The 23760-nt window shown below is 71.1% G+C and carries 21 protein-coding genes; 3 read left to right on the plus strand and 18 right to left on the minus strand.

Annotated elements, in window-relative coordinates; genetic code table 11:
* Window positions 1-5: 5 nt before the first annotated feature.
* Genes nuoK through AB0G84_RS11315 form a run of 11 tightly spaced genes read right to left on the minus strand, consistent with a single transcriptional unit; the run spans window position 6 to window position 10981 of the window.
* Window positions 6-305 carry an NADH-quinone oxidoreductase subunit NuoK gene (gene nuoK, locus AB0G84_RS11265; RefSeq protein ID WP_006604821.1) on the minus strand — a complete coding sequence of 100 codons (300 nt, stop codon included), beginning with the start codon at window positions 303-305 and terminating at the stop codon, window positions 6-8.
* Window positions 302-1165: an NADH-quinone oxidoreductase subunit J gene (locus AB0G84_RS11270; protein ID WP_361318491.1), complete on the minus strand. Its 864-nt coding sequence runs from the start codon at window positions 1163-1165 to the stop codon at window positions 302-304. The genes nuoK and AB0G84_RS11270 overlap by 4 nt, the downstream gene beginning before the upstream one ends.
* On the minus strand, window positions 1162-1740 hold the full coding sequence (gene nuoI, locus AB0G84_RS11275) for an NADH-quinone oxidoreductase subunit NuoI (RefSeq protein ID WP_361318493.1): 579 nt from the start codon (window positions 1738-1740) through the stop codon (window positions 1162-1164). The genes AB0G84_RS11270 and nuoI overlap by 4 nt, the downstream gene beginning before the upstream one ends.
* Entirely contained in the window at window positions 1733-3121 is a 1389-nt protein-coding gene (nuoH, locus tag AB0G84_RS11280; protein ID WP_361318591.1) for an NADH-quinone oxidoreductase subunit NuoH, read from the minus strand. Before nuoH ends, nuoI begins: the two co-directional genes overlap by 8 nt.
* On the minus strand, window positions 3121-5625 hold the full coding sequence (locus AB0G84_RS11285; RefSeq protein WP_361318495.1) for an NADH-quinone oxidoreductase subunit G: 2505 nt from the start codon (window positions 5623-5625) through the stop codon (window positions 3121-3123). Before AB0G84_RS11285 ends, nuoH begins: the two co-directional genes overlap by 1 nt.
* The gene (gene nuoF / locus AB0G84_RS11290; RefSeq protein WP_361318497.1) at window positions 5622-7004 is read right to left on the minus strand and encodes an NADH-quinone oxidoreductase subunit NuoF; all 1383 of its coding nucleotides are present in this window, start codon (window positions 7002-7004) and stop codon (window positions 5622-5624) included. Before nuoF ends, AB0G84_RS11285 begins: the two co-directional genes overlap by 4 nt.
* Complete coding sequence (gene nuoE / locus AB0G84_RS11295) at window positions 7004-7870, minus strand: NADH-quinone oxidoreductase subunit NuoE (protein ID WP_361318593.1); 867 nt, start codon at window positions 7868-7870, stop codon at window positions 7004-7006. The genes nuoF and nuoE overlap by 1 nt, the downstream gene beginning before the upstream one ends.
* 50 nt (window positions 7871-7920) lie before the next feature.
* A complete protein-coding gene (locus tag AB0G84_RS11300; protein ID WP_361318499.1) occupies window positions 7921-9297 on the minus strand; it encodes an NADH-quinone oxidoreductase subunit D in 1377 nt (458 codons plus the stop codon).
* Window positions 9297-10061: an NADH-quinone oxidoreductase subunit C gene (locus tag AB0G84_RS11305; RefSeq protein WP_361318501.1), complete on the minus strand. Its 765-nt coding sequence runs from the start codon at window positions 10059-10061 to the stop codon at window positions 9297-9299. Before AB0G84_RS11305 ends, AB0G84_RS11300 begins: the two co-directional genes overlap by 1 nt.
* Window positions 10058-10612, minus strand: a complete 555-nt coding sequence (locus tag AB0G84_RS11310) for an NADH-quinone oxidoreductase subunit B (protein ID WP_030416193.1) — start codon at window positions 10610-10612, stop codon at window positions 10058-10060. Before AB0G84_RS11310 ends, AB0G84_RS11305 begins: the two co-directional genes overlap by 4 nt.
* 9 nt (window positions 10613-10621) lie before the next feature.
* On the minus strand, window positions 10622-10981 hold the full coding sequence (locus tag AB0G84_RS11315; protein ID WP_361318503.1) for an NADH-quinone oxidoreductase subunit A: 360 nt from the start codon (window positions 10979-10981) through the stop codon (window positions 10622-10624).
* A gap of 723 nt (window positions 10982-11704) precedes the next feature.
* Here AB0G84_RS11315 and AB0G84_RS11320 point away from each other — a divergent pair.
* Complete coding sequence (locus AB0G84_RS11320; RefSeq protein WP_361318505.1) at window positions 11705-12499, plus strand: C40 family peptidase; 795 nt, start codon at window positions 11705-11707, stop codon at window positions 12497-12499.
* 377 nt (window positions 12500-12876) lie between these two features.
* Complete coding sequence (locus AB0G84_RS11325; protein ID WP_361318507.1) at window positions 12877-13692, plus strand: ATP nucleotide 3'-pyrophosphokinase; 816 nt, start codon at window positions 12877-12879, stop codon at window positions 13690-13692.
* 27 nt (window positions 13693-13719) lie between these two features.
* On the opposite strand, the gene AB0G84_RS11330 is transcribed toward AB0G84_RS11325, so the two are convergent.
* From AB0G84_RS11330 to AB0G84_RS11340, 3 genes are all read right to left on the minus strand, one after another.
* Window positions 13720-14610, minus strand: a complete 891-nt coding sequence (locus AB0G84_RS11330; RefSeq protein WP_361318509.1) for an alpha/beta fold hydrolase — start codon at window positions 14608-14610, stop codon at window positions 13720-13722.
* Window positions 14611-14763: 153 nt separating this feature from the next.
* Window positions 14764-15219 (minus strand): carboxymuconolactone decarboxylase family protein, encoded by a 456-nt coding sequence (locus AB0G84_RS11335; RefSeq protein WP_361318511.1) that lies wholly within the window; start codon window positions 15217-15219, stop codon window positions 14764-14766.
* Window positions 15220-15603: 384 nt separating this feature from the next.
* Window positions 15604-16887: a geranylgeranyl reductase family protein gene (locus tag AB0G84_RS11340; protein ID WP_361318595.1), complete on the minus strand. Its 1284-nt coding sequence runs from the start codon at window positions 16885-16887 to the stop codon at window positions 15604-15606.
* A 141-nt stretch (window positions 16888-17028) separates the two neighbouring features.
* Here AB0G84_RS11340 and AB0G84_RS11345 point away from each other — a divergent pair, with 141 nt between their 5' ends.
* On the plus strand, window positions 17029-17562 hold the full coding sequence (locus AB0G84_RS11345) for a GNAT family N-acetyltransferase (RefSeq protein ID WP_361318513.1): 534 nt from the start codon (window positions 17029-17031) through the stop codon (window positions 17560-17562).
* 404 nt (window positions 17563-17966) lie between these two features.
* On the opposite strand, the gene AB0G84_RS11350 is transcribed toward AB0G84_RS11345, so the two are convergent.
* From AB0G84_RS11350 to AB0G84_RS11365, 4 genes are all read right to left on the minus strand, one after another.
* On the minus strand, window positions 17967-18668 hold the full coding sequence (locus AB0G84_RS11350; protein ID WP_361318515.1) for a demethylmenaquinone methyltransferase: 702 nt from the start codon (window positions 18666-18668) through the stop codon (window positions 17967-17969).
* Between the two features lie 343 nt (window positions 18669-19011).
* Window positions 19012-19746, minus strand: a complete 735-nt coding sequence (locus AB0G84_RS11355) for a hypothetical protein (protein WP_361318517.1) — start codon at window positions 19744-19746, stop codon at window positions 19012-19014.
* Between the two features lie 7 nt (window positions 19747-19753).
* Window positions 19754-20953 carry a cyclic dehypoxanthinyl futalosine synthase gene (gene mqnC / locus AB0G84_RS11360; protein ID WP_361318519.1) on the minus strand — a complete coding sequence of 400 codons (1200 nt, stop codon included), beginning with the start codon at window positions 20951-20953 and terminating at the stop codon, window positions 19754-19756.
* A gap of 232 nt (window positions 20954-21185) precedes the next feature.
* Entirely contained in the window at window positions 21186-23561 is a 2376-nt protein-coding gene (locus AB0G84_RS11365) for a serine/threonine-protein kinase (protein ID WP_361318521.1), read from the minus strand.
* Between the last annotated feature and the right edge of the window lie 199 nt (window positions 23562-23760).

Genomic DNA, 23760 nt, shown 5'->3' on the forward strand with positions numbered 1-23760 from the left:
ACCCCTTACAGCTTCATCAGGCTGGCGTCGTCGACCGAGGCCGTATGACGGGTGCGGAAGATCGACACGATGATCGCCAGGCCGACCACGACCTCGGCCGCGGCGACGACCATCGTGAAGAAGGCGATGATCTGGCCGTCGAGATTGCCGTGCATCCGCGAGAAGGTGACGAAGGCGAGATTGCAGGCGTTGAGCATCAGCTCGATGCACATGAACACCACGATGGCGTTCCGCCTGATCAGGACGCCGGCCGCGCCGATGGTGAACAACAGGGCGGCGAGATAGAGGTAGTTGACCGGGTTCACTTCTTCGCCTCCTCCTTGTGCTCGGTCGGCGCCGGGCCGCCGGACGACGACGGCCGGGGCTCCTCGGCGGTCTCCCGCCCCAGCCAGTCCTCGGTCCGCCGTTCCAGGGCCTTCAGTTCGGCGAGCGACTCGCCCGAGACATCGCGGATCTGGCCGCGCTCCCGCAGGGTGGGGCTGACGGTCAGCTCGGACGGGGTGCCGTCGGGCAGCAGGCCGGGGATGTCGACGGCGTTGTGCCGGGCGTAGACGCCGGGCGCCGGCAGCGGCGGCACCTGCTTGCCCTCGCGGATCCGCGCCTCGGACTGCTCACGCTGGGACCGGGCGCGCGCGGTGCGCTCCCGGTGGGTGAGCACCATCGCGCCGACCGCCGCGGTGATCAGCAGTGCGCCGGTGATCTCGAAGGCGAAGACGTACTTGGTGAAGATGAGGGCGGCCAGGCCCTGGACGTTGCCGCCGGCGTTGGCTTCGCCCAGGCCGTTGAACTCCTTGAGCGAGGCGTTGGCGATGCCGGCGATCAGCAGGATGCCGAAGCCGAGGCCCATTCCGGCGGCCAGCCAGCGCTGCCCCTTGAGCGTCTCCTTCAGGGAGTCCGCGGCCGTGACGCCGACCAGCATGACGACGAAGAGGAACAGCATCATGATCGCGCCGGTGTAGACCACGATCTGCACCACGCCGAGGAAGTACGCGCCGTTGGCGAGGTAGAACACCGCCAGGACGATCATGGTGCCGGCGAGGGAGAGGGCGCTGTGCACGGCCCGCTTCATCAGGATGGTGCACAGCGCCCCGAGCACGGCGACGGTGCCCAGGATCCAGAACTGCACGGCCTCGCCGGTGGAGGCCGCTGCGGCGAGGCTCATCACGCCCCCACCCCCTCGTCGTTGGGGTGTTCGCCCTTGGAGTCGGCGACCTGGCGGACCGTGCCGGGCGCGGCCTCGGTCACCAGCCCGTTGTAGTAGTCCTTCTCCGTCATCCCGGGGAAGATCGCGTGCGGGGTGTCGACCATCCGGTCCTCCAGGCCCGCGAGCAGCTCCTCCTTGGTGTAGATGAGCGAGGTGCGGGACCGGTCGGCGAGTTCGTACTCGTTGGTCATGGTGAGCGCGCGGGTCGGGCAGGCCTCGACGCACAGGCCGCACAGGATGCAGCGCAGATAGTTGATCTGGTAGACGCGGCCGTACCGCTCGCCCGGGGAGTAGCGCTCCTCGTCGGTGTTGTCCGCGCCCTCGACGTAGATGGCGTCCGCGGGGCAGGCCCAGGCGCACAGCTCGCAGCCGATGCACTTCTCCAGCCCGTCCGGATGGCGGTTGAGCTGGTGCCGGCCGTGGAAGCGCGGCGCCGTCGGCTTCTTCTCCTCCGGGTACTGCTCGGTCAGCCGCTTCTTGAACATGGCCTTGAAGGTCACGCCGAAGCCGGCCACGGGGTTCTGGAACTCAGGCACCGTCGCCCCCCTTTCCGTCGGTCTCATTTCCGTCACTGACAGTGTCCACCCGGCCACTGACAATCAACTCCCGGTCCCGGCGCGGCCGTCGGCGCGGCACCGGCGGCAGGCTCTGCCCGGGCAGCGGCGGCACGGGGAATCCGCCGGCCATGGGGTCGAAGGCCGCCCCGTCGCCGTCGGTCTCCTCCTCGGCCTCACCGCGCCGGAAGAAGTCCACGAGGAGGGAGAGCAGGAGCAGCACGACCGCACCACCGGCGACGTACAGCACGATCTGCGAGAAGTCGTAGCCCTCGTTCTTCAGCGCCCGGACGGTGGCGACGAGCAGCAGCCAGACCAGCGAGACCGGGATGAGGACCTTCCAGCCCAGCTTCATCAGCTGGTCGTAGCGCACCCGCGGGAGGGTGCCGCGCAGCCAGATGAAGAAGAACAGCAGCAGCTGCACCTTGATCGTGAACCACAGCATCGGCCACCAGCCGTGGTTGGCGCCCTCCCAGAACGAGGAGATCGGGTACGGGGCCCGCCAGCCGCCCAGGAAGAGCGTGGTGGCGACCGCCGAGACCGTCACCATGTTCACGTACTCGGCGAGCATGAACATCGCGAACTTGATGGAGGAGTACTCGGTGTTGAAGCCGCCGACCAGGTCGCCCTCGGACTCCGGCATGTCGAACGGCGCCCGGTTGGTCTCCCCGACCATCGTCGCGATGTAGATCAGGAAGGACACCGGCAGCAGCAGCACGTACCAGCGGTTCTGCTGGGACTCCACGATCGTCGACGTCGACATCGACCCGGAGTAGAGGAAGACCGAGGCGAACGCGGCGCCCATCGCGATCTCGTACGAGATCATCTGCGCGCACGAGCGGAGCCCGCCGAGCAGCGGGTAGGTCGAGCCGGACGACCAGCCCGCCAGCACGATGCCGTAGATGCCGACGGAGGCGGTGGCCAGGACGTAGAGGATGCCGATCGGCAGGTCGGTCAGCTGCATCGGGGTGCGGACGCCGAAGATGGAGACCTCGTTGTCGGCCGGCCCGAAGGGGATCACCGCGATCGCCATGAAGGCCGGGATGGCCGCGACGACCGGCGCGAGGACGTAGACCGCCTTGTCGGCCCGCTTGACGATCAGGTCCTCCTTCAGCATCAGCTTGATGCCGTCGGCCAGCGACTGGAGCATCCCCCAGGGCCCGTGCCGGTTGGGGCCGATGCGCAGCTGCATCCACGCGACGACCTTGCGCTCCCAGACGATGGAGAACAGCACCGTCAGCATCAGGAACGCGAAGCAGAAGACCGCCTTGATGAGGACCAGCCACCACGGGTCGCGGCCGAACATCGACAGGTCCTCCTGGGCCAGCGCGGTGTGCGCGGTGGCCAGTTGACCGAGCTGCATCATGCGTCCACCTCCTCGGCCGGCTCCGGCGCGCCCGGAACGGCGGAGATCTTCACCAGTTCACCGGGGCGCGCCCCGGTGTCGGCGGCGACACCACCGCCGCGCGAGTTGAGCGGCAGCCACACCACCCGGTCGGGCATCGGCGTGACCTGCAGCGGCAGCCGGACCGAGCCGGCCGGCCCGGTGACCGCCAGCAGGTCGCCGTCCTTGACGCCGGTCTCCTCGGCGGTGGCCGGCGACACCCGGGCGACGGCGGCGTGCCGGGTGCCGGCCAGTGCCTCGTCGCCTTCCTGGAGCGCACCCTGGTCCAGGAGGAGCCGGTGCCCGGCGAGCACGGCCTCCCCGGTGTCCGGGCGGGGCAGCCCGCGCCCCGTCTCCAGGGGGTCGCCGGCGCGCGGGCCGTCCCAGCCGCCGAGCCGGTCCACCTCGCGGCGTACCGAGGGGATGTCCGGCAGGCCCAGGTGGACGTCCATGGCGTCCGCGAGCATGTTCAGCACCCGGGAGTCGGGCTGGAGCTGCCGGCGGGTCATCTGGTCCGGTTTGAGCGCCGCCTCGAACAGCCGGGCCCGGCCCTCCCAGTTGAGGAACGTGCCGGACTTCTCCACGACGGCCGCCACCGGGAGCACCACATCGGCCCGGTCGGTGACCTGCGAGGGCCGCAGCTCCAGGCTGACCAGGAACCCGACCTCGTCCAGGGCCGCCAGCGCCCGGGCCGGGTCGGGGAGGTCGGCGACCTCGACGCCGGCCACCAGGAGCGCGCCGAGTTCGCCGGTCGCCGCGGCCTCGATGATCCCGCTGGTGTCCCGGCCGTGGCGTTGCGGCAGCGCGGCCACGCCCCAGGCCGCGGCGACCTCGTCGCGGGCCCGGGGGTCGGTGACCGGCCGGCCGCCGGGCAGCAGACCTGGCAGCGCGCCCGCCTCGACGGCGCCGCGTTCGCCGGCCCGCCGCGGGATCCACACCAGGCGGGCCCCGGTGGCGGTGGCGGCGCGGACCGCGGCGGTCAGCGCCCCGGGCACGGCCGCCAGCCGCTCACCGACGACGATCACCGCGCCGTCCGCGCGCAGCGCCTCGGCCGCGGTGTGCCCCTCGCCCTGTAGGCCGACGCCGCCGGCCAGCGCGTCCAGCCATTCGGTCTCGGTGCCGGGGGCCGCCGCCAGCAGCGTCCCGCCGGCCTTGATCAGGCCGCGGGAGGCGTGCGAGGCCAGCCCGTAGGTGCGCTGCCCGTGCTTGCGGTGCGCCTTGCGGAGCCGCAGGAAGATCCCCGGTGCCTCCTCCTCGGCCTCGATGCCGGCCAACAGGACGGCCGGCGCCTGCTCCAGGGTGGTGTAGCTGACGCCCGTGGCGTCCAGGTCCACGCCGCGGCCGGCGACCCGGGCGGCCAGGAACTCGGCCTCCTCGGCGCTGTGCACCCGGGCCCGGCAGTCGATGTCGTGGGTGCCCAGCGCGACCCGGGCGAACTTGGCGTAGGCGTAGGCGTCCTCGACGGTGAGCCGGCCGCCGGTCAGCACCCCGGTGCGGCCGTGCGCCGCGGCCAGCCCCCGGGCCGCTGCCGCCAGCGCCTCCGGCCAGCTCGCCGGCTCCAGTTCACCGGACTCGCGGTCGCGGACCAGCGGGTGCTCCAGCCGGTCGCGCTGCTGGGCGTAGCGGAACGCGAACCGTCCCTTGTCGCAGATCCACTCCTCGTTGACCTCGGGGTCGTTGGCGGCGAGCCGGCGCATGACCTTGCCGCGCCGGTGGTCGGTGCGGGTCGCGCAGCCGCCCGCGCAGTGCTCGCACACCGACGGCGAGGAGACCAGGTCGAAGGGGCGGGAGCGGAAGCGGTAGGCGGCGGAGGTGAGCGCGCCGACCGGGCAGATCTGGATGGTGTTGCCGGAGAAGTACGACTCGAAGGGGTCGCCCTCGCCGGTGCCGACCTGCTGCAGGGCGCCCCGCTCGACCAGCTCGATCATGGGGTCGCCGGCGATCTGGTTGCTGAAGCGGGTGCAGCGGGCGCACAGCACGCAGCGTTCGCGGTCCAGCAGCACCTGGGTGGAGATCGGCACCGGCTTGGTGAAGGTGCGTTTCCTGCCCTCGAAGCGCGACTCGGGGTCGCCGACCTGCATGGCCTGGTTCTGCAGCGGGCACTCGCCGCCCTTGTCGCAGACCGGGCAGTCCAGCGGGTGGTTGATCAGCAGCAGCTCCATCACCCCGCGCTGGGCCTTCTCGGCCACCGGGGAGGTGAGCTGCGACCGGACGACCATGCCGTCGGTGCAGGTGATGGTGCAGGAGGCCATCGGCTTGCGCTGGCCCTCGACCTCGACGATGCACTGCCGGCAGGCGCCCGCCGGGTCCAGCAGCGGGTGGTCGCAGAAGCGCGGGATCTCGATGCCGAGCATCTCGGCGGCGCGGATGACCAGCGTTCCCTTGGGGACGGAGATCTCGATGCCGTCGATCGTCAGGGTGACGAGGTCCTCCGGGGGGACCGCGGCGGAGCCGTTGTTCTGCCCCGTGGTCGTGACGGTCATGCGTGCACCCCCAGGTGGGCGTCGTTGTCGGCCCAGAGGGTCGACCGGGCGGGGTCGAAGGGGCAGCCCCGGCCGGAGAGGTGTTGCTCGTACTCCTCGCGGAAGTACTTCAGCGAGGAGAAGATCGGCGAGGCGGCGCCGTCGCCGAGGGCGCAGAAGGACTTGCCGTTGATGTTGTCGGCGATGTCGTCGATCTTGTCGAGGTCGCCGGGCCGGCCGCGGCCTGCTTCGATGTCCCGCAGCAACTGCACCAGCCAGTACGTCCCTTCGCGGCAGGGCGTGCACTTGCCGCACGACTCGTGGGCGTAGAACTCGGTCCAGCGGGTGACCGCCCGCACCACGCAGGTGGTCTCGTCGAAGCACTGCAGCGCCTTGGTGCCGAGCATCGAGCCGGCCGCGCCGACGCCCTCGTAGTCGAGGGGGACGTCGAGGTGTTCGTCGGTGAACATCGGTGTCGAGGAGCCGCCCGGGGTCCAGAACTTCAGCCGGTGGCCGGGGCGCATCCCGCCGCTCATGTCGAGCAGCTGGCGCAGGGTGATGCCCAACGGGGCCTCGTACTGGCCGGGGTTGGCGACGTGGCCGCTGAGCGAGTACAGCGTGAAGCCCGGGGACTTCTCGCTGCCCATCGACCGGAACCAGTCCTTGCCCCGGTTGATGAGGGCGGGAACCGACGCGATGGATTCGACGTTGTTGACGACAGTGGGGCAGGCGTAGAGGCCGGCCACCGCGGGGAAGGGAGGACGCAGCCGGGGCTGTCCGCGACGGCCCTCCAGGGAGTCCAGCAGCGCGGTTTCCTCACCGCAGATGTACGCGCCGGCGCCGGCGTGCACGATCACGTCCAGGTCGAGTCCGGACCCGAGGATGTTCTTCCCGAGGAAGCCCGCCGCGTAGGCCTCGCGCACGGCCTCGTGCAGCCGGCGCAGGACGGGGACGACCTCACCACGCAGGTAGATGAAGGCGTGGTTCGACCGGATCGCATGGCAGGCGATCACGATGCCCTCGATGAGCGAGTGCGGGTTGGCGAAGAGCAGCGGGATGTCCTTGCAGGTCCCGGGCTCCGATTCGTCGGCGTTGACGACGAGGTAGTGCGGTTTGCCGTCGCCCTGGGGGATGAACTGCCACTTCATTCCGGTGGGGAAGCCCGCGCCGCCGCGGCCGCGCAGCCCGGAGTCCTTGACGTAGGCGATCACGTCGTCGGGGGGCATGGCGAGCGCCTTGCGCAGGCCCTCGTAGCCCTCGTGCCGGCGGTAGGTCTCCAGCGTCCAGGATTCGGGCTGGTCCCAGAAGGCGGACAGGACGGGGGTGAGGAGCTTTTCGGGGCTCGCCTCTCCCCCGGTCTGCGGCCGGGAGGCGCCCCCGTAATCGGCTGCCACGGTCATCACTCCCCCTCCTCTGCGGTGGGCCCGGCCGGATGGTGGTCGTCGGAGGCCGAGGTCTGCTGCGGGGCGTCGTGCGAACTCGGATGTCCTTCGGGCGCCTGGCCGGTGGGGCGCCCGGACGGGGACTGCTCGGCGGCCGGTCCGGGGGCCGGGCCGTCGGCGGTGCTGCGTGGGGCGACGACGTGGTCGGCGCCGCGTCCGGGGACGGCCTCCCCCTTGGCCAGGCGCAGCCCGACCAGGGAGGCGGGGCCGGCGCCTCCGGTGGCCTCGACGGCGCCGGGCCGCTCGTCGGGGAAGCCGGCGAGCATCCGCGCGGTCTCCTTGAACGTGCACAGCGGGGCGCCGCGGGTGGGTTCGACGGTGCGGCCGGCCCGCAGGTCGTCGACGAGCCGCCGGGCCGAGGCGGGCGTCTGGTTGTCGAAGAACTCCCAGTTGACCATCACGACCGGGGCGAAGTCGCAGGCCGCGTTGCACTCGATGTGTTCGAGGGTGACCTTGCCGTCGTCGGTGGTCTGCCCGTTGTCGACGCCGAGGTGCTCCTTGAGCTCCTCGAAGATCGCGTCGCCGCCCATCACCGCGCACAGGGTGTTGGTGCACACCCCGACCTGGTAGTCGCCGCTGGGCCGGCGGCGGTACATGGAGTAGAAGGTCGAGACGGCGGTGACCTCGGCGGTGGTGAGGTCGAGCAGGTCGGCGCAGAAGCGGATGCCGGTACGGGTGATGTGCCCCTCCTCGGCCTGGACCAGATGCAGCAGCGGCAGCAGCGCCGAGCGGGCCCCCGGGTAGCGGCCGATCACCTCCCGGGCGTCCGCCTCCAGCCGGGCGCGTACGTCCGCCGGGTAGTCGGGGGCGGGCAGCGCGGGCATCCCCAGGTCGGTGGGGGGTTCGGGGGTTCCTCCCCGGGAAGACACAGTGGTCACCGGTCGACGCCTCCCATCACGGGGTCGATGGACGCGACGGCGACGATGACGTCGGCGACCTGGCCGCCCTCGCACATCGCCGCCATGGCCTGCAGGTTGGTGAAGGACGGGTCGCGGAAGTGCACCCGGTAGGGGCGGGTGCCGCCGTCGCTGACCACATGCACGCCGAGTTCGCCCTTGGGGGACTCGACGGCCGCGTAGGCCTGGCCGGGCGGCACCCGGAAGCCCTCGGTCACCAGCTTGAAGTGGTGGATCAGGGCCTCCATCGAGGTGCCCATGATCTTCTTGATGTGGTCGAGGGAGTTGCCCAGACCGTCCGGGCCCAGGGCCAGTTGCGCGGGCCAGGCGATCTTCTTGTCCGCGACCATCACGGGGCCGGGCTCCAGCCGGTCCAGGCACTGGTCGATGATCCGCAGCGACTGCCGCATCTCCTCCAGCCGGATCAGGAACCGGCCGTAGGCGTCGCAGGTGTCGGCGGTCGGGACGTCGAACTCGTAGTCCTGGTACCCGCAGTACGGCCGGGTCTTGCGCAGGTCGTGCGGGAGCCCGGCGGCCCGGAGGATGGGGCCGGTGGCGCCGGTGGCCATACAGCCGGCCAGGTCCAGGTAGCCGATGCCCTCCATGCGGCCCTTGAAGACGGGGTTGCCGGTGGCGAGCTTGTCGTACTCGGGGAGGTTCTTACGCATCTTCCTGACGAAGGCGCGGACCTGGTCGACGGCGCCCGGCGGCAGGTCCTGGGCCAGACCACCGGGCCGGATGTAGGCGTGGTTCATCCGCAGGCCGGTGATCAGCTCGTAGAGGTCGAGGATCAGCTCACGGTCCCGGAAGCCGTAGATCATGATCGTGGTGGCGCCCAGCTCCATCCCGCCGGTGGCGATGCACACCAGGTGCGAGGAGAGCCGGTTGAGCTCCATCAGCATCACGCGGATCACCGAGGCCCGGTCGGGGATGTCGTCGGTGATGCCGAGCAGCTGCTCCACGGCCAGGCAGTAGGCCGTTTCGTTGAAGAAGGGGGTGAGGTAATCCATCCTCGTGACGAAGGTGGTCCCCTGCGTCCAGGTCCGGTATTCGAGGTTCTTCTCGATGCCGGTGTGGAGGTAGCCGATGCCGCAGCGGGCCTCGGTGACGGTCTCGCCGTCGATCTCCAGGATCAGCCTCAGCACACCGTGCGTGGAGGGGTGCTGCGGACCCATGTTGACGATGATCCGCTCGTCGTCGGAGGTGACGGCGGCCGCGGCGATCTCGTCCCAGTCCCCGCCGGAGACGTTGTAGACCGTCCCCTCGGTGGTGTCGCGGGCCAGCGACTCCTGCGTGTCGAAGTCGCTCGACGTGCGGTGCCCGTTCGACGAGTGGGAGTGCGGTGCAGTAGTCATCAGCTGTACGACCTCCGCTGGTCGGGAGCCGGGATCTGGGCGCCCTTGTACTCGACGGGGATGCCGCCGAGCGGGTAGTCCTTGCGCTGCGGGAAGCCCTGCCAGTCGTCGGGCATCATGATCCGGGTCAGTGCGGGGTGGCCGTCGAAGACCAGACCGAAGAAGTCGTAGGTCTCGCGCTCGTGCCAGTCGTTGGTCGGGTAGACCCCCACGAGCGAGGGGATGTGCGGGTCGGCGTCCGGGGCGGAGACCTCCAGCCGGATCAGCCGGTTGTGGGTGATCGAGCGCAGGTGGTAGACGGCGTGCAGCTCGCGCCCCTTGTCCCCGGGGAAGTGCACCCCGCTGACGCCGGTGCACAGCTCGAAGCGCAGCGCCGGGTCGTCGCGCAGGATCCGGGCGACGGCCGGCAGGTACTCCCGCTCGATGTGGAAGGTCAGCTCGCCGCGGTCGACGACGGTCTTGCCGATCACCCGCTCGGGGACCAGCCCCTGTTCGTCGAGGGCGCCCTCCAACTCGTCGGCGATCTCGTCGAAGTCGCCGAAGCCTCCCCCCTCGGCGCCCGGCCCCCCGTAGGGCCGCTGGGACGCACCGGGCAGCCGGATGGTCCGGACCAGGCCGCCGTAGCCGGTGGTGTCGCCGCCGTTGTTGGCGCCGAACATCCCGCGGCGGGTGGCGATCACCTCGCCGGTGTCGTCGCGCTGCGCCGGGACGGCCTCGTCGGGGCCGGGCTCGCCGGAACGCTCGGGGTTCTTCTGCTCACTCACCGCAGCAGCCCCTTCATCTCGATCAGCGGGAGCGCCTTGAGCGCCGCTTCCTCGGCCTCGCGGGCGGCCTGCTGCTGATTGACCCCGAGCTTGGTGTGCTGGATCTTGTCGTGGAGCTTGAGGATGGCGTCCATCAGCATCTCGGGACGCGGCGGACAGCCCGGCAGGTAGATGTCGACGGGGACGATGTGGTCGACGCCCTGGACAATCGCATAGTTATTGAACATTCCGCCCGATGAGGCGCAAACCCCCATGGAAATCACCCACTTCGGGTTCGGCATCTGGTCGTAGACCTGCCGCAGGACGGGGGCCATCTTCTGGCTCACCCGGCCGGCCACGATCATCAGGTCCGCCTGCCGCGGGGAGCCGCGGAAGACCTCCATGCCGAAGCGGGCCAGGTCGTAGCGCCCGGCGCCGGTCGTCATCATCTCGATGGCGCAGCAGGCCAGCCCGAAGGTCGCGGGGAAGACCGATGACTTGCGCACCCATCCCGCGGCCTGCTCGACAGTGGTCAGCAGAAAGCCGCTGGGCAGCTTCTCTTCAAGTCCCATGTGTGGCCCCTAGTCCCATTCCAGGCCGCCGCGACGCCAGACATAGGCGTAGGCGACGAAGACGGTGAGCGCGAAGAGGAGCATCTCGACGAGCCCGAAAAGCCCCAGGGCGTCGAAGGTGACCGCCCAGGGATAGAGGAAGACGATCTCGATGTCGAAGACGATGAAGAGCATCGCCGTCAGGTAGTACTTGATCGGGAAGCGACCGCCTCCGGACGGCGTTGGCGTCGGCTCGATTCCGCACTCGTACGCCTCGAGCTTGGCGCGGTTGTAGCGCTTGGGCCCGACGAGGGCGGCCATGACCACGGAGAAGATCGCAAAGCCTGCCCCGAGGGCTCCCAGTACGAGGATGGGCGCATAAGCGTTCACCGTCCCCGCTCCCTTCAGTCGACGATGACTGGATGGCGGTCCGCTCGGCCCTCTGATCGCCCCATGGAGATCGTGCACATGTGAGGCAGTTCACAAGCCCGAGCCGCCTGCATCTTATGCCCGCTGGTCTGTGATCTGCGACACGGGAGTCAACCCCGCCTTTGTGATCTTCACCACCTGGCGAAGGATCATGAAGTCGGATGGGCGGTGATCTTCATACGCGAAGCGCGCGAGTGATCACCAGGCGTGACATTCACCGGTGTTACCGCTGGTCAGTGTCGTTTGGCCAATATCAAGTGGTAGACGTCCGGCGCAAATTGGCGCCTGGCACCCTCAACTGCTATACGCGCGGCAGCAGTCGGCGTGACCTTCCCGTGACCCGGCCGTGATCATCGGTACGTGCTTCCGTTCACGAGCGCGTCACCCGCGTCAGATCACGGGAACATAACGGACACTCAAGAGTGACCTATCCCACGCGATTTCATGCACTAAGTCCTTGACGCCCGGGAAGCCTTGGCGTGGCGCGTGGAGAAGTGGTAAGCGCCGCGTGAGGCTCCCTTGGACGGTAAAAGCCGTGCACAGGAACATGATCACGAAATCCGGACGGCGCTCCGCGGTCGCGACGCGAAGCCAAAAGTCCCTTTTGTTCGTCGCGTACGCGTCAAGTGTGGCGGACTGCACCTTTGTTGGCAGCAACCTGTGGCTCCTGATAGCCGTTGGGCCATGTCCCCGAACGCACTCATACCCAGCCACCGGAAGCCCCGCCGCCCTTCCGCCTCGACGCGGGCGCTGCGCGCGGGTGTGACCGGTGGCTTCCTCACCCTCGCGGTAACTGGCGCGACCGTGCCGGCCAACGCCGCGGACAAGGCCGTCTCCGAGACCCAGGAGATGCCGACCATCACCACGGCGCTGGCGACCAGCGCTGCCCAGAGCGCCGACGCCGCCGAGCAGGCCGCGTTCAACTACGAGCGGCAGGCGCTGCAGGACAACGCCTTCTCCCAGGCCGCCAAGGCCGCCGAGAAGCACAAGGCCGAGGCCGTGAAGAAGGCCAAGGCCGAGGCCAAGAAGAAGGCCGAGGAGGCCCGTAAGGCCAAGGACGCCGCGCAGGCCCGGGCGTCGCGCTCCTCCGAGCGCAGCACGCTGTCCGCGCCCTCCTCCGCCACCGGCTCCACCGCCACCCTGATCTCCTTCCTCAAGGCGCAGCTCGGCAAGGCGTACGTGATGGGCTCCAGCGGCCCCTCCTCCTACGACTGCTCCGGTCTGACCCAGGCCGCCTTCAACCAGATCGGCATCGACCTGCCGCGGGTGTCGCAGGACCAGTCCACCACCGGCACCCAGGTCGGTCTGGACAACCTCCAGGTCGGCGACATCCTCTACTGGGGCAGCGCGGGCAGCGCCTACCACGTCGCCGTCTACGTGGGTGACGGCAAGTTCATCGGCGCCCAGAACCCCAGCACCGGCATCGTCGAGCGTCCGCTCAGCTACGACATGCCGACCGGTGCGGTGCGCGTCCTGTAGGACCGCCGCACCTCGTGTGCCACCACAAGGCCGTTCCTCCCGCCGCCCGGGAGGAACGGCCTTGTGCCGTGTCACGGCCTGTGCGGTAGGGCGGGGCGCGGGGCGGAGCGGGCTTGTGCGGGGCGGAGCGGCTTGTGCGGTGGAGTGGGTCGTGCCGTGGAGTGGCTTGTGTCGCGAGTGTGCCTCTGCGGCATGGGGTCCCCGCGGGGCCGCCCGATTCGCGCCGTCCCGCGTCGTAATCCGGCCAGGTGGCGGATCCGGCGCCGTCCGGGGAGCGACCGATGACCGGTATGCACCGTTGATCTCTCGCCAAGTCCCGTACCGCCGCCCCCGAGGCGCCGGTGCGGCAGCCGCTGAGAGAGGGACCGAGCGCTCCGATGAAGACCCAGCACACCACCCACGGCGTGGTCAGCCGCGCCGCCATGGCCGCCGCACTGGCCACCGCCCTCGGCATGGGCGCGGTCCACACCGCGACCGCGGCCGGACCGCTGCCCGCCCCGGCCGCCGACCGCACCGGCCACGACGGCGGCTGGCACCACGACGGGCTGTCGCTGAACGCCACCGACAACAAGAAGGTGGACGCCTTCGTCACCCGCGCCCGCCGAGCGGAACGCTCCATCAGCCCCCAGGTACGCACCGCCGCCCTGATCAGCCACGCCGAACTCATCGGCTTCGACCAGCGGCTGAAGTCCCCCGACTCACTGAAGCGGAAGGTCGCCACCTGGATGCGTCAGACCCCGGGGCAGACGGTGGAGGAGTCGCTGAGCCAGATCAACGACGCGGTCCGCTTCACCCTCCAGTGGCCCGACGACCGGTACGCGCAGGGCGTGACCACCGCTGCCGGGCTGCTCTCCTCCTGGGGCAACGACTCCACCCGCTGGGCCAACACCTGGAGCCGTACCACCGGCTACAAGGCGATCAACTCCGCCTGGCGCGCGCCCCGCTCGCACCAGCTCTTCGAGATCCAGTTCCACACCCCCCACAGCAAGGCCGCCCAGCTGGAGACCCACAAGCTCTACGAAGAGCAGCGGCTGCCCGGCACCCCGCCCGAGCGGGTACAGGAGCTGCAGGCCCAGCAGAACGCGATCTTCGCGGCCGTACCGGTCCCGCCGGGCGCCGACCGGCTGACCGCACCGGCCCACCGCCCGGCCCCCGACCCCGCCCGCCGGCTCCCCGCCACGCCCGCGCACTGAGCCCGCCCGACCGCCCGGCCACCACGCTCACCCCTTGATGAAAGCCAGCAGGTCCGCGTTCAGCTCGGCGTGGTGGCTGGCATAGAGGCCGTGCCCGGCGGTCGGATACTCCCGGTACGTCGCGCCGGGGACCATCGCCGCGGTGCGGCGGCCGGTGAGCTCCACCGGAGCGGAGAAGTCGGCGGCGCCGTGCACCACCAGCACCGGAACGGTGATCTCCGGCAGCCCCGCCCGGTGGTCGGTCTCCAGCGCCGCCCGCTGCGCCTGCAGCGTCGCCCACGGTGCGGCCGCCAGGCACTGCGCCATGGTGTGCGCGACCAGCGCCGGCGAGACGTCGTTTCCCAGGTGCGTGGCGAAGAACGCCTGCGCCTGGTCGGCCAGCCACCGGGGCCGGTCCGCCCGCAACCGCGCGACCGACGCCGCCACTGCCTCCGCCGGCAGGCCGTGCGGGTTGTCGTCCGTGCGCGTCAGGAACGGCAACATCGCCGCGACGAACGCGACCCGGGCCACCCGCCGCGCACCGTGCCGCACCAGATAGCGCGCGATCTCCGCACCGCCGAGCGAGTGTCCGATCAGCGTGACGTCCCGCAGATCGAGGTGCTCCAGCAGCACGGCCAGGTCATCGGCGGTGGAGTCGATGCCGTACCCGTCCGAGGGACGGTCCGAGCGGCCGTGGCCGCGCCGGTCGAAGGCCACACAGCGGTAGCCGCGCTCCAGGAAGAACGGCAGTTGGTACTCCCACATGTCGGTGCTGAGCATCGCGCTCGCCACGAACACCAGCGTCTCGCCGTGGCCGTGGCCCTCGTGGCCGTTGTCCTCGCGGCCGTTGTCCTCATGGCCGTAGCCCTCGTGACCGTAGCCCTCGTGGCCGTAGTCCTCGTAGAACAGCCGCGTTCCATCGTGCGTCTCGAAGAACATCCCGATCCCTCCCGTTACGTCCTGCCCGGCACGGGGTGTGCGTGACGGGATCCAGACTCGCCGCGGGCGGCCGATGCCTCAATTACCCCTCAGGTCATGCGGCGCCCGCGACGTCGACGAGGGACGGGGCAGGCGCCGCACGGCCGCCGGCCGCTACCAGCCCGCTCCCGCCGGCTGCTTGGTGGTCGCATTGAGCCGGTTGAACAGGTTGGTGACGCCTATGGTCAGGATGAGCGCCGCCAGCTGCTGCTCGTCGAAGTGGTCGGCAGCGGCGTCCCAGACGGCGTCCGGCACCGGGTCGGAGCTGTCAGCGAGCCGGGTGGCCGCCTCGGTGAGGGCCAGCGCGGCACGCTCGGCGTCCGAGAAGTACGGTGCCTCCCGCCAGGCCGCGACAGCGAACAGCTTGTCGTCGCTGACACCCGTCTTGCGGGCGTTCTTCACGCCTCCGTCGACACAGAAGCTGCAGCCGTTGATCTGGCTGGCACGCAGGTGCACCAGCTCCAGCGTCTCCTCCGGAACCCCGCCCTTCCGCGTCGCCTTGACCACGTCGAGAAGGGGCTGCATGGCCTCGGGCAGGACCATGGCGGGGTTCTTCATACGTGCTTCCATCACTGCTCTCCTTGGGGATCTCGTCCCAGCGCTCCGGGAGCGCTCTGGTGAGGACATCGCGTCGTCACTGCACTGACGGATCCCGGCCGGAGAATGTGACGGGGCTGCCGGACATTCTTTCCGCCGCACGAGCAGAGGGGCGGAGACGCACGAGCAGAGGGGCGGAGCGGCAGCAGGGCAGACCGGCAGATGCGCCGCCCGGCGGTCCGGCGCGTATGACGTTCCGGCGTGTATGACGGTCCAGCGTGTCTGGCGATCCGGTCGTACGGCGGTCGTACGGCAACGGTCCCGACGCTGTCGCCGGGACCGCCCGAGCCACTGGAACCGCCGGCACTGCCGGAACTGCCGGAAATGGCGAGACCGCCGGGACCGCCGCCAGCGGCGTCACGCCTTCGGCGCGACCTTGCTCAGCCCGTTGATGATCCGGTCCATGGCGTCACCGCCCGTGGGGTCGGTGAGGTTGGCGAGCATCTTGAGGGTGAAACGCATCAGCAGCGGATGCGTCAGGCCCCGCTGGGTGGCGATCTGCATGACCTTGGGGTTGCCGATCAGCTTCACAAAGGCGCGGCCCATCGAGTAGTAGCCGCCGTAGGTGTCCTTGAGGATCTTCGGGTAGCGCCGCAGCGCCAGCTCACGCTGGGCATACGTGGCACGCGCATGCGCCTGCACGACGACCTCGGCGGCGATCGCGCCGGACTCCATGGCGTAGGCGATGCCCTCACCGTTGAACGGGTTGACCAGGCCGCCCGCGTCACCAACCAGCAGCAGGCCCCTGGTGTAGTGCGGCTGACGGTTGAAGGCCATCGGCAGCGCGGCACCGCGGATCGGGCCGGTCATGTTCTCCGGCGTGTAGCCCCAGTCCTCCGGCATCGACGCGCACCACGCCTTGAGGATCTCCCGCCAGTCCAGCTCCTTGAAGGAGGCGGACGTGTTCAGCACGCCCAGACCGACGTTGCTGGTCCCGTCCCCCATGCCGAAGATCCAGCCGTAGCCGGGCAGCAGCCGGTCCTGGGCGCCGCGCCGGTCCCACAGCTCCAGCCACGACTCCAGGTAGTCGTCGTCGTGCCGGGGCGAGGTGAAGTACGTACGGACCGCAACGCCCATCGGGCGGTCCTCACGGCGGTGCAGGCCCATCGCCACCGACAGCCGCGTGGAGTTGCCGTCGGCGGCGACCACCAGCGGGGCGTGGAAGGTGACCGGGGCCTTCTCCTCACCGAGCTTGGCGTGCACGCCGGTGATGTGACCGGTCAGTTCGTTGACGATCGGCGCGCCGACGTTGCAGCGCTCGTAGAGCCGGGCGCCGGCCTTCTGCGCCTGCCGAGCCAGCTGCTCGTCGAAGTCGTCGCGCTTGCGGACCAGTCCGTAGTCGGGGAACGAGGCCAGATCCGGCCAATCCAACTGGAGCCGGGAACCGCCGCCGATGATCCGCAGGCCCTTGTTGCGCAGCCAGCCCGCCTCTTCGGAGATGTCGATGCCCATCGCCACCAGCTGCTTGACCGCGCGCGGCGTCAGACCGTCCCCGCAGACCTTCTCGCGCGGGAACGCGGTCTTCTCCAGAAGGAGCACGTCCAGACCGGACTTGGCGAGGTGGTAGGCGGTGGTCGAACCCGCCGGCCCGGCGCCGACGACGATCACATCCGCGTGGTACTCCGAGGGGGCGGTGGTCACGGACGCGGTCACGGACGCGGACTCGGACTCGGTCACGGCGTGGTCTCCCGGAAGTCGATATCTGGCTATCTGGGTGCCGACCGGCACTGGGCATGTGCAGTCTATGGGGGCCTCAGTGATCAGAACCTGAAGGGTTGTCCCATGACGTCTGTGAACACGCCGCCCACCCACCCCTCGTTGCCCGCAGTCGAGCTGCGGGTGCCCACCGACGAGGACGCGGTGCACTGGCACCGGGTCTTCAACGACCCCGACGTGATGGAGTTCCACGGCGGCGCCCCCGCCGAACTCTCGGTGTACGAGGAGCTCACCGCCCGGCAGCGCAAACACCACGCGGAACGCGGCTTCTGCCTGTTCACCCTGCTCGCCCCGGCGGACGGCGCGGTCATCGGCTTCACCGGCGCCCAGCCGTGGCCCTGGGACTGGGGCCCGGCGGGCGAGATCGAGATCGGCTGGCGGCTGGGCCGGGCGTACTGGGGCAAGGGGTACGCCACGGCCGCGGCGACGGCGGCGCTGGAGGCGGTACGGGCGGCCGGGGTCCGCCGGGTCGTGTCGCTGGTGGATGCCCGTAACGAGCGGTCGATCGCGGTGACCCGGCGGCTGGGGATGCGGCACGTGGAGACCCTGACGAACCCGATGTGGCAACGGACGGGGCACTGCTACCGGCTGGATCTCTGACGGGACCTCTGAACCGCTCTTCCGGCTGGGCCTCTAAGGGGGCGGGCCGGGGGAGATCGGCCGTGGGCCGGGGGGGGGAGAGGTCGGTCGTGGGCCGGGGAGGTGGGGCTGCGGGCCTGGCCGGGGGAAGGCCGGGGGGACACACCCACCGGCCGACTCACCCACTGGCTGGCTCACCCACCGGCCGGCTCACCGACTGACTCGCTCACGCACCCGTCACCGACTGGCTCGCTCACGCTCCCGTCACCGACTGGCTCGCTCACGCACCCGCCGACGCACCCACCGGCCAACCCACGCAGCGACTCGCTCACCCACCGGCCGGCTCACGTCTCAGGGAGCTCTCCCACCCGGCCGGCTCGCGCCTCAGCGAGCTCACCCACCGACCGGCTCACGCCTCAGCGAGCTCACCCACCGACCGGCTTCGTCCCCCGGTGCAGCGCCACGATCCCGCCCGTCAGATTGCGCCAGGCGACCTTGGTCCAGCCCACGCCCTGCAACCGGGCTGCAAGCTCAGGCTGGTTGGGCCAGGTGCGGATGGACTCGGCGAGGTAGACGTAGGCGTCCGGGTTGCTGCTGACCGCGCGGGCGACCGGCGGCAGCGCGCGCATCAGGTACTCGGTGTAGACGGTCCGGAACGGCGCCCAAGTCGGCTCACTGAACTCACAGATCACCACCCGGCCACCGGGCTTGGTGACCCGGTACAGCTCCGCCAACGCGACGTCAGTGTCCTGGATGTTGCGCAGCCCGAAGGAGATGGTGACGGCATCGAAGACCCCGTCCGCGAACGGCAGCCGGGTCCCGTCACCGGCGGTGAACGGCAGCCACGGGTGCCGCTTCTTCCCCTCCCGCAGCATGCCGACGGAGAAGTCGCACGGTACGACGTGGGCACCGGTCCGGGCGAACGGCAAGGAGGACGTCCCGGTGCCGGCCGCGAGGTCCAGCACCCGCTCGGCGGGCCGGGCCGCCACCGCGCGTTCCACTTCCTTGCGCCACAGTCGTGCCTGCCCCAGGGAGAGCACGTCGTTGGTGAGGTCGTACCGCGCCGCCACGTCGTCGAACATCGCGGCGACTTCGTGCGGCTGCTTGTCCAGGGATGCTCGGGTCACCCGGCCATTGTCCACCGTGCCCCGTCACCACCCGCACCGGGCACACCCGCCGCCCGCCACCCACCGTCAGCCGTCGGCCGCCCGCCGCCCGCCGCCCGCCGCCCGCCGTTCGAGCAGTCTCCCCTCCTCGCGTCTCCCCTCCCCGCGCCGCCTCGCGTCTGCTCGCGCCTCGTCGCGTCCCCTCCGGCGACGCCAAAGTCCGCTTTCCTGTTCCAGGGTGGCCACCACCGCTTTCCGCGAGTTCGCCACCTCCCGCGAGTCCCCCTCCTCGCGCCTCCTCGCGCCTCTTCCCGCCTCCTTCCATTCCGGCAACGATTACGGAGAGTAATCAGTTCCCGCGCCATCACTTTCCGTGAGGGGAGGAATCCGAGGAGTCGGGGGAGGCAAGGGAGTCGAGGGAGTCGGAGGAGGGGTTACGGCGCCGGTGGACGAGGCGGCCGGCAAGGACGGTCACGAGCGCGCTGCCGTCGTCCGCGAAGACGGCGAAGGTGGCCGTACCGCCGACGGTCAGCGCACGCGCACCCGGCCCAGGCTCCGCCTCCGGCCCAGGCCCCGCCCCCGGCCCCTGCCCCGGCCCCTGCCCTGACCCAGGCTCCGACCCCGACCCCGACCCCGACCCCGAGCCCAGCCCCGGTCCCGGAGCCGGCAGCTCGTCGAGCCCGGAGCGCCGCACCGCCGTACGGACCGCAGGTCGGCTGAAAGGGCCGGTCAGCGAGGTCGTCCCGGCAGCCAGCAGGCGTTGCAGACCGCGGCGCGCGCTGGCACCCCAGCGGATCTCGGTCATGTCGATGCCGGCCAGCGCCTCGCCGGTGAGCGGCTCGCTGCCGAGCTCGTCGGCCTCGCGCGGGTCGGGGTGGTAGCTGGCCTCCAACAGCGCCGCGCCGTCCGGTTCATGGCGGCCGGGCGTGAGCACGCCGTCCCACTCCCGGACCCGGGCCCGGGCACCGTACTCCGCCGCCAGTTCCTCGTACGGGCCGATGGCGGCGAGCCGGGCGCCATCGACGACCACCGCATGACCGGCGTCCAGCGGCCCGCCGGGCTCCCGCCGGACGCCCCGCGCGCGGTGAAGGGTCAGCACCCGGGGCCTACTTGGCCTCGATGAGCTTCAGTTCCGGGTGCGCCGTGCCGCCCTCGATGGCCGTCGAGGAGAAGTGCGAGACGACCTTGTCGTCGACCGGGTCGTTGGCCGGGTCGTCGTGCACGACCAGGTGCTCGTACGTGGTGGCGCGCTGCGCCGGGACCCGGCCCGCCTTGCGGATCAGGTCGATGATCTCCATGCGGTTGGAGCGGTGCTTGGCGCCGGCCGAGGAGACCACGTTCTCCTCCAGCATGATCGAACCGAGGTCGTCCGCGCCGTAGTGCAGCGACAGCTGGCCGATCTCCTTGCCCGTGGTCAGCCAGGAGCCCTGGATGTGGGCGATGTTGTCGAAGAAGATCCGGGCGAGGGCGATCATCCGGAGGTACTCGAAGAGCGTGGCCTGCGTCCGGCCCTTCAGGTGGTTGTTCTCCGGCTGGTAGGTGTACGGGATGAAGGCGCGGAAGCCGCCCGTGCGGTCCTGGGCGTCGCGGATCATGCGGAGGTGCTCGATCCGTTCGGCGTTGGTCTCGCCGGTGCCCATCAGCATGGTGGAGGTCGACTCCACGCCCAGCCGGTGGGCGATCTCCATGATCTCCAGCCAGCGCTCGCCGGACTCCTTCAGCGGCGCGATGGCCTTACGGGGCCGCTCCGGGAGGAGTTCGGCGCCGGCGCCTGCGAAGGAGTCGAGGCCGGCGGCGTGGATCCGCTGGATCGCTTCCTCGACCGACACCTGGGAGATCCGGGCCATGTGCTCGACCTCGGACGCGCCGAGGGAGTGGATGACCAGCTGCGGGAATTCCTTCTTGATGGCCGCGAAGTGCTTCTCGTAGTACTCCACGCCGTAGTCGGGGTGGTGACCGCCCTGGAACATGATCTGGGTGCCGCCCAGTTCGACGGTCTCCGCGCAGCGGCGCAGGATGTCGTCGAGGTCACGCGTCCAGCCCTTGGCGGTGTCCTTCGGCGGTGCGTAGAAGGCGCAGAACTTGCAGGCCGTCACGCACACATTGGTGTAGTTGATGTTGCGCTCGATGATGTACGTCGCGATGTGCTCGGTGCCGGCGTAGCGGCGGCGGCGTACGGCGTCGGCGGCCCTGCCCAGCGCGTGCAGCGGCGCGGAACGGTACAGGTCGAGCGCTTCCTCCGGCGTGATGCGGCCGCCCTGCGCGGCGCGGTCGAGTACGGACTGGAGGTCGGCGTTCTCGGTCACCGGGGCGTCCCTTTCGCAGGCGGGCATCACGACCGAACCAGCCTACGTCAGCCCTCCGACAGCCTCGCTGCCGGCCGGGCCGCCGCCCCCCGGCTGCTGCCCCGCCCCGGCTGCTTCCGGCCGTCCGCCCGGCTCGCCGCCGCTTCTTCCGGCGCTCCGTTCAGCGCTTCTTCCGGCGCTTCGATCAGCGCTTCGTTCAGCGCTCCGTTCAGCGCTCCGTTCAGCGCTCCGTTCAGCGCTTCGACAGCGTCGCCTTCGGTGAGCCACCCGCCGGGTCGTCCGAGGCGAAGGCGATGGTCCGGCCGCCCTTGTCGAGCGTGAAGGTCACCCTGGACTTGTTGCCCGTGCAGCCCGGCCCCTGTTTTCCGTCCGGGCGCTCCATGAGCACCAGCCGACGCTCCGTGGCCGACTCCAGCTTCGCCTTGGCCTCGCATTGGACCAACACCGCGTCGTAGGTGGTGTGGATGACGTAGTCGCCCTTGCCGCCGGCGGTAATGGTGCTGGTCATCGTGCCGTTGGGGATGCCGTGGGAGGTGGTGATGCTGCCGGTCCAGGTGCCGAGGAAGGGCTTGGCGACGGTGGGTGCGCCGTCGTGGCCGCCGGAGTCGGAGGGCTGGGACGACGGCGTACGGTCGGCCGGCGGCTGGGCGTCGGCCTTTCCCCTGCCGAAGCCGTCGCCCGTGCCCGGCAGCACGCGGAAGACGAACGCGGCGGTGGTCGCGGCGGCCAGCGCACCGGCCACCGACAGCACCAGGCTGCAGCTCACCCGTCGGGGCCGGTCCCCGCTGCCGCCCCCGACCGCACCGGTCAGCGCGATCCGCCGCTCCGCGGGGACGGCGGAGGACCGGGCGGCGGAGGACGGGTCGGCAGAAGACGTGGCGGCGGATGAGGGGGCAGCGGACGACGGGGCGGCCAGCGGTGCCGCACCGGTGGGCAACTCGGCGATCCCGGTGGCGGTCGGCGGATGGGCGCCACCACCCCCGGGATCACCACCCACGGGACCGCCGCCCCTGGGACCGCCACCCCCGAGACCGCCACTCCCGATCGCACCGCCTCCGGTCCCGCCCTCCTCGAACCCGGCGCCTCCGGTTCCGGCGCTCCCAGTCGTGCCGGCCCCGGCCGCACCGCCCCCGGCCGCGCCGGCCACCGGCCAGGACGTGGCCCGCGGCGTCCCGCCCGGCCTCGCCGCCGCATGGCCCTGCCTCGCCGCCTCATGGCCCTGCCCCGCCGCCTCATGGCCCTGCCCGGCCGTCGCCGAGCCCTGCCCCGCCATGGCCCCCGGCAGGCCCGTACTGGTATCCGACGACCGTCCCGTTGCCGTCACCGGGCCCTGCACCTGGGCGTCGAACGGCACCAGCCCTGACATCGCTTCACCGGGCGCCGCCCCAACGGAAGCCGCTCCCCCGGAGGTTCCCCCGGAAGCCCCACTGGAGGCCACCCCACCGGGAGCGCCGTACGAAGGATCCGGCGGCCCGAACACCCCGCCGCGGCGCCACTCCCCCGCAGCGGCCGCAGCCGGAGCCGCAACCCCGGCCCCAGCCCCGCCCCCGTTCCCCCTCGCGCTCCCCGCCCCAACGCCGCTCCCGGGCTCAGATTCGGAGTCGGGCTCGGAGCCGGAGTCGGGCTCGGAGCCAGAGTCGGGCTCGGAGCCGGAGCCGGAGTCGGAGACGGACTCAGAACCGGAGCCGATCCCGCCCTCCGCCGCATCGAGGTTGAGAAGTTCCACCGCCTGCCGGCTGACCTGCTCGACCAGCGGACCGGGTAGCCAGCCGGCCCGTACCAACCCCGCGGCGCCCCCGCTCCCCTCCCCCGCGAGCCGGGCTGCCAGCGTCTCCGGAGCGGGCCGGTCCGCGGGGCTCTTGGCGAGGCAGGCCGTCACCAGCTCCCGCAGGTCGCCGGCGAGCCGGGGGTCCAGTTCGGGCTCCTCGTGCACGACCTTGTAGAGCAGGGCGGCGGACGAGTCGCCGGGGAACGGGCTGGTGCCGGTCGCCGCGAAGGCCAGTACCGCGCCGAGCGAGAACACATCGGCGGGGCCCTCGGCCCCCTTGCCCAGAATCTGTTCGGGCGCCATGTAGCCGGGCGAGCCCACCGATACGCCGGTGGAGGTGAGCGAGGCGGTGCCGTCCGTGGCCCGTGCGATGCCGAAGTCGATCAGCAGCGGCCCGTCGAGCGTCAGCATCACATTGGAGGGCTTGACGTCCCGGTGCACCAGCCCCCGCGCATGCACCACGGCCAGCGCCTCGGCCAGCCCGGCGCCCAGTACCCGCACGGCGTGCTCGGCCAGCGGCCCGGTGGCGGCGACGGCCTGGGCGAGTGAGGGGCCGGCGACATAGCCGGTGGCGACCCACGGGACGGCGGCGTCCGGGTCGGCGTCCAGGACCGGCGCGGTCCAGGCGCCACCCACCCGCCGCGCCGAGTCGATCTCACGCCGGAAGCGGGCCCGGAACTGGTCGTCGACGGCGAAGTGCGCATGGACGGCCTTGACGGCGACGGTCCGGCCGCCGGCGCTGCGCCCCAGGTAGACCCGGCCCATGCCACCCGAGCCGAGCCGCCCCAGCAACCGGTATCCACCCAGCACGCGTGGGTCGTCCGCAGCCAGCGGCTCCATGGCGCCTCCCCCTCGATACGGCGCACCCAGCTTAGGACCCGGCCCCGGCGGGGGCCCAGGTCATGCGGGGCCCCCGAAACCCCCGCCCCCCGCTCTCCCCATCAAACAGGGAGCAACGCGACCATCCGCACTACCCGGCCACCTGCACCACACGACCACCCGCACCACACGGCATTCCGCACCACACGCCCTGCCCGGA

The organism is Streptomyces sp. NPDC020742, assembly GCF_040641675.1.
Classification (GTDB): domain Bacteria; phylum Actinomycetota; class Actinomycetes; order Streptomycetales; family Streptomycetaceae; genus Streptomyces.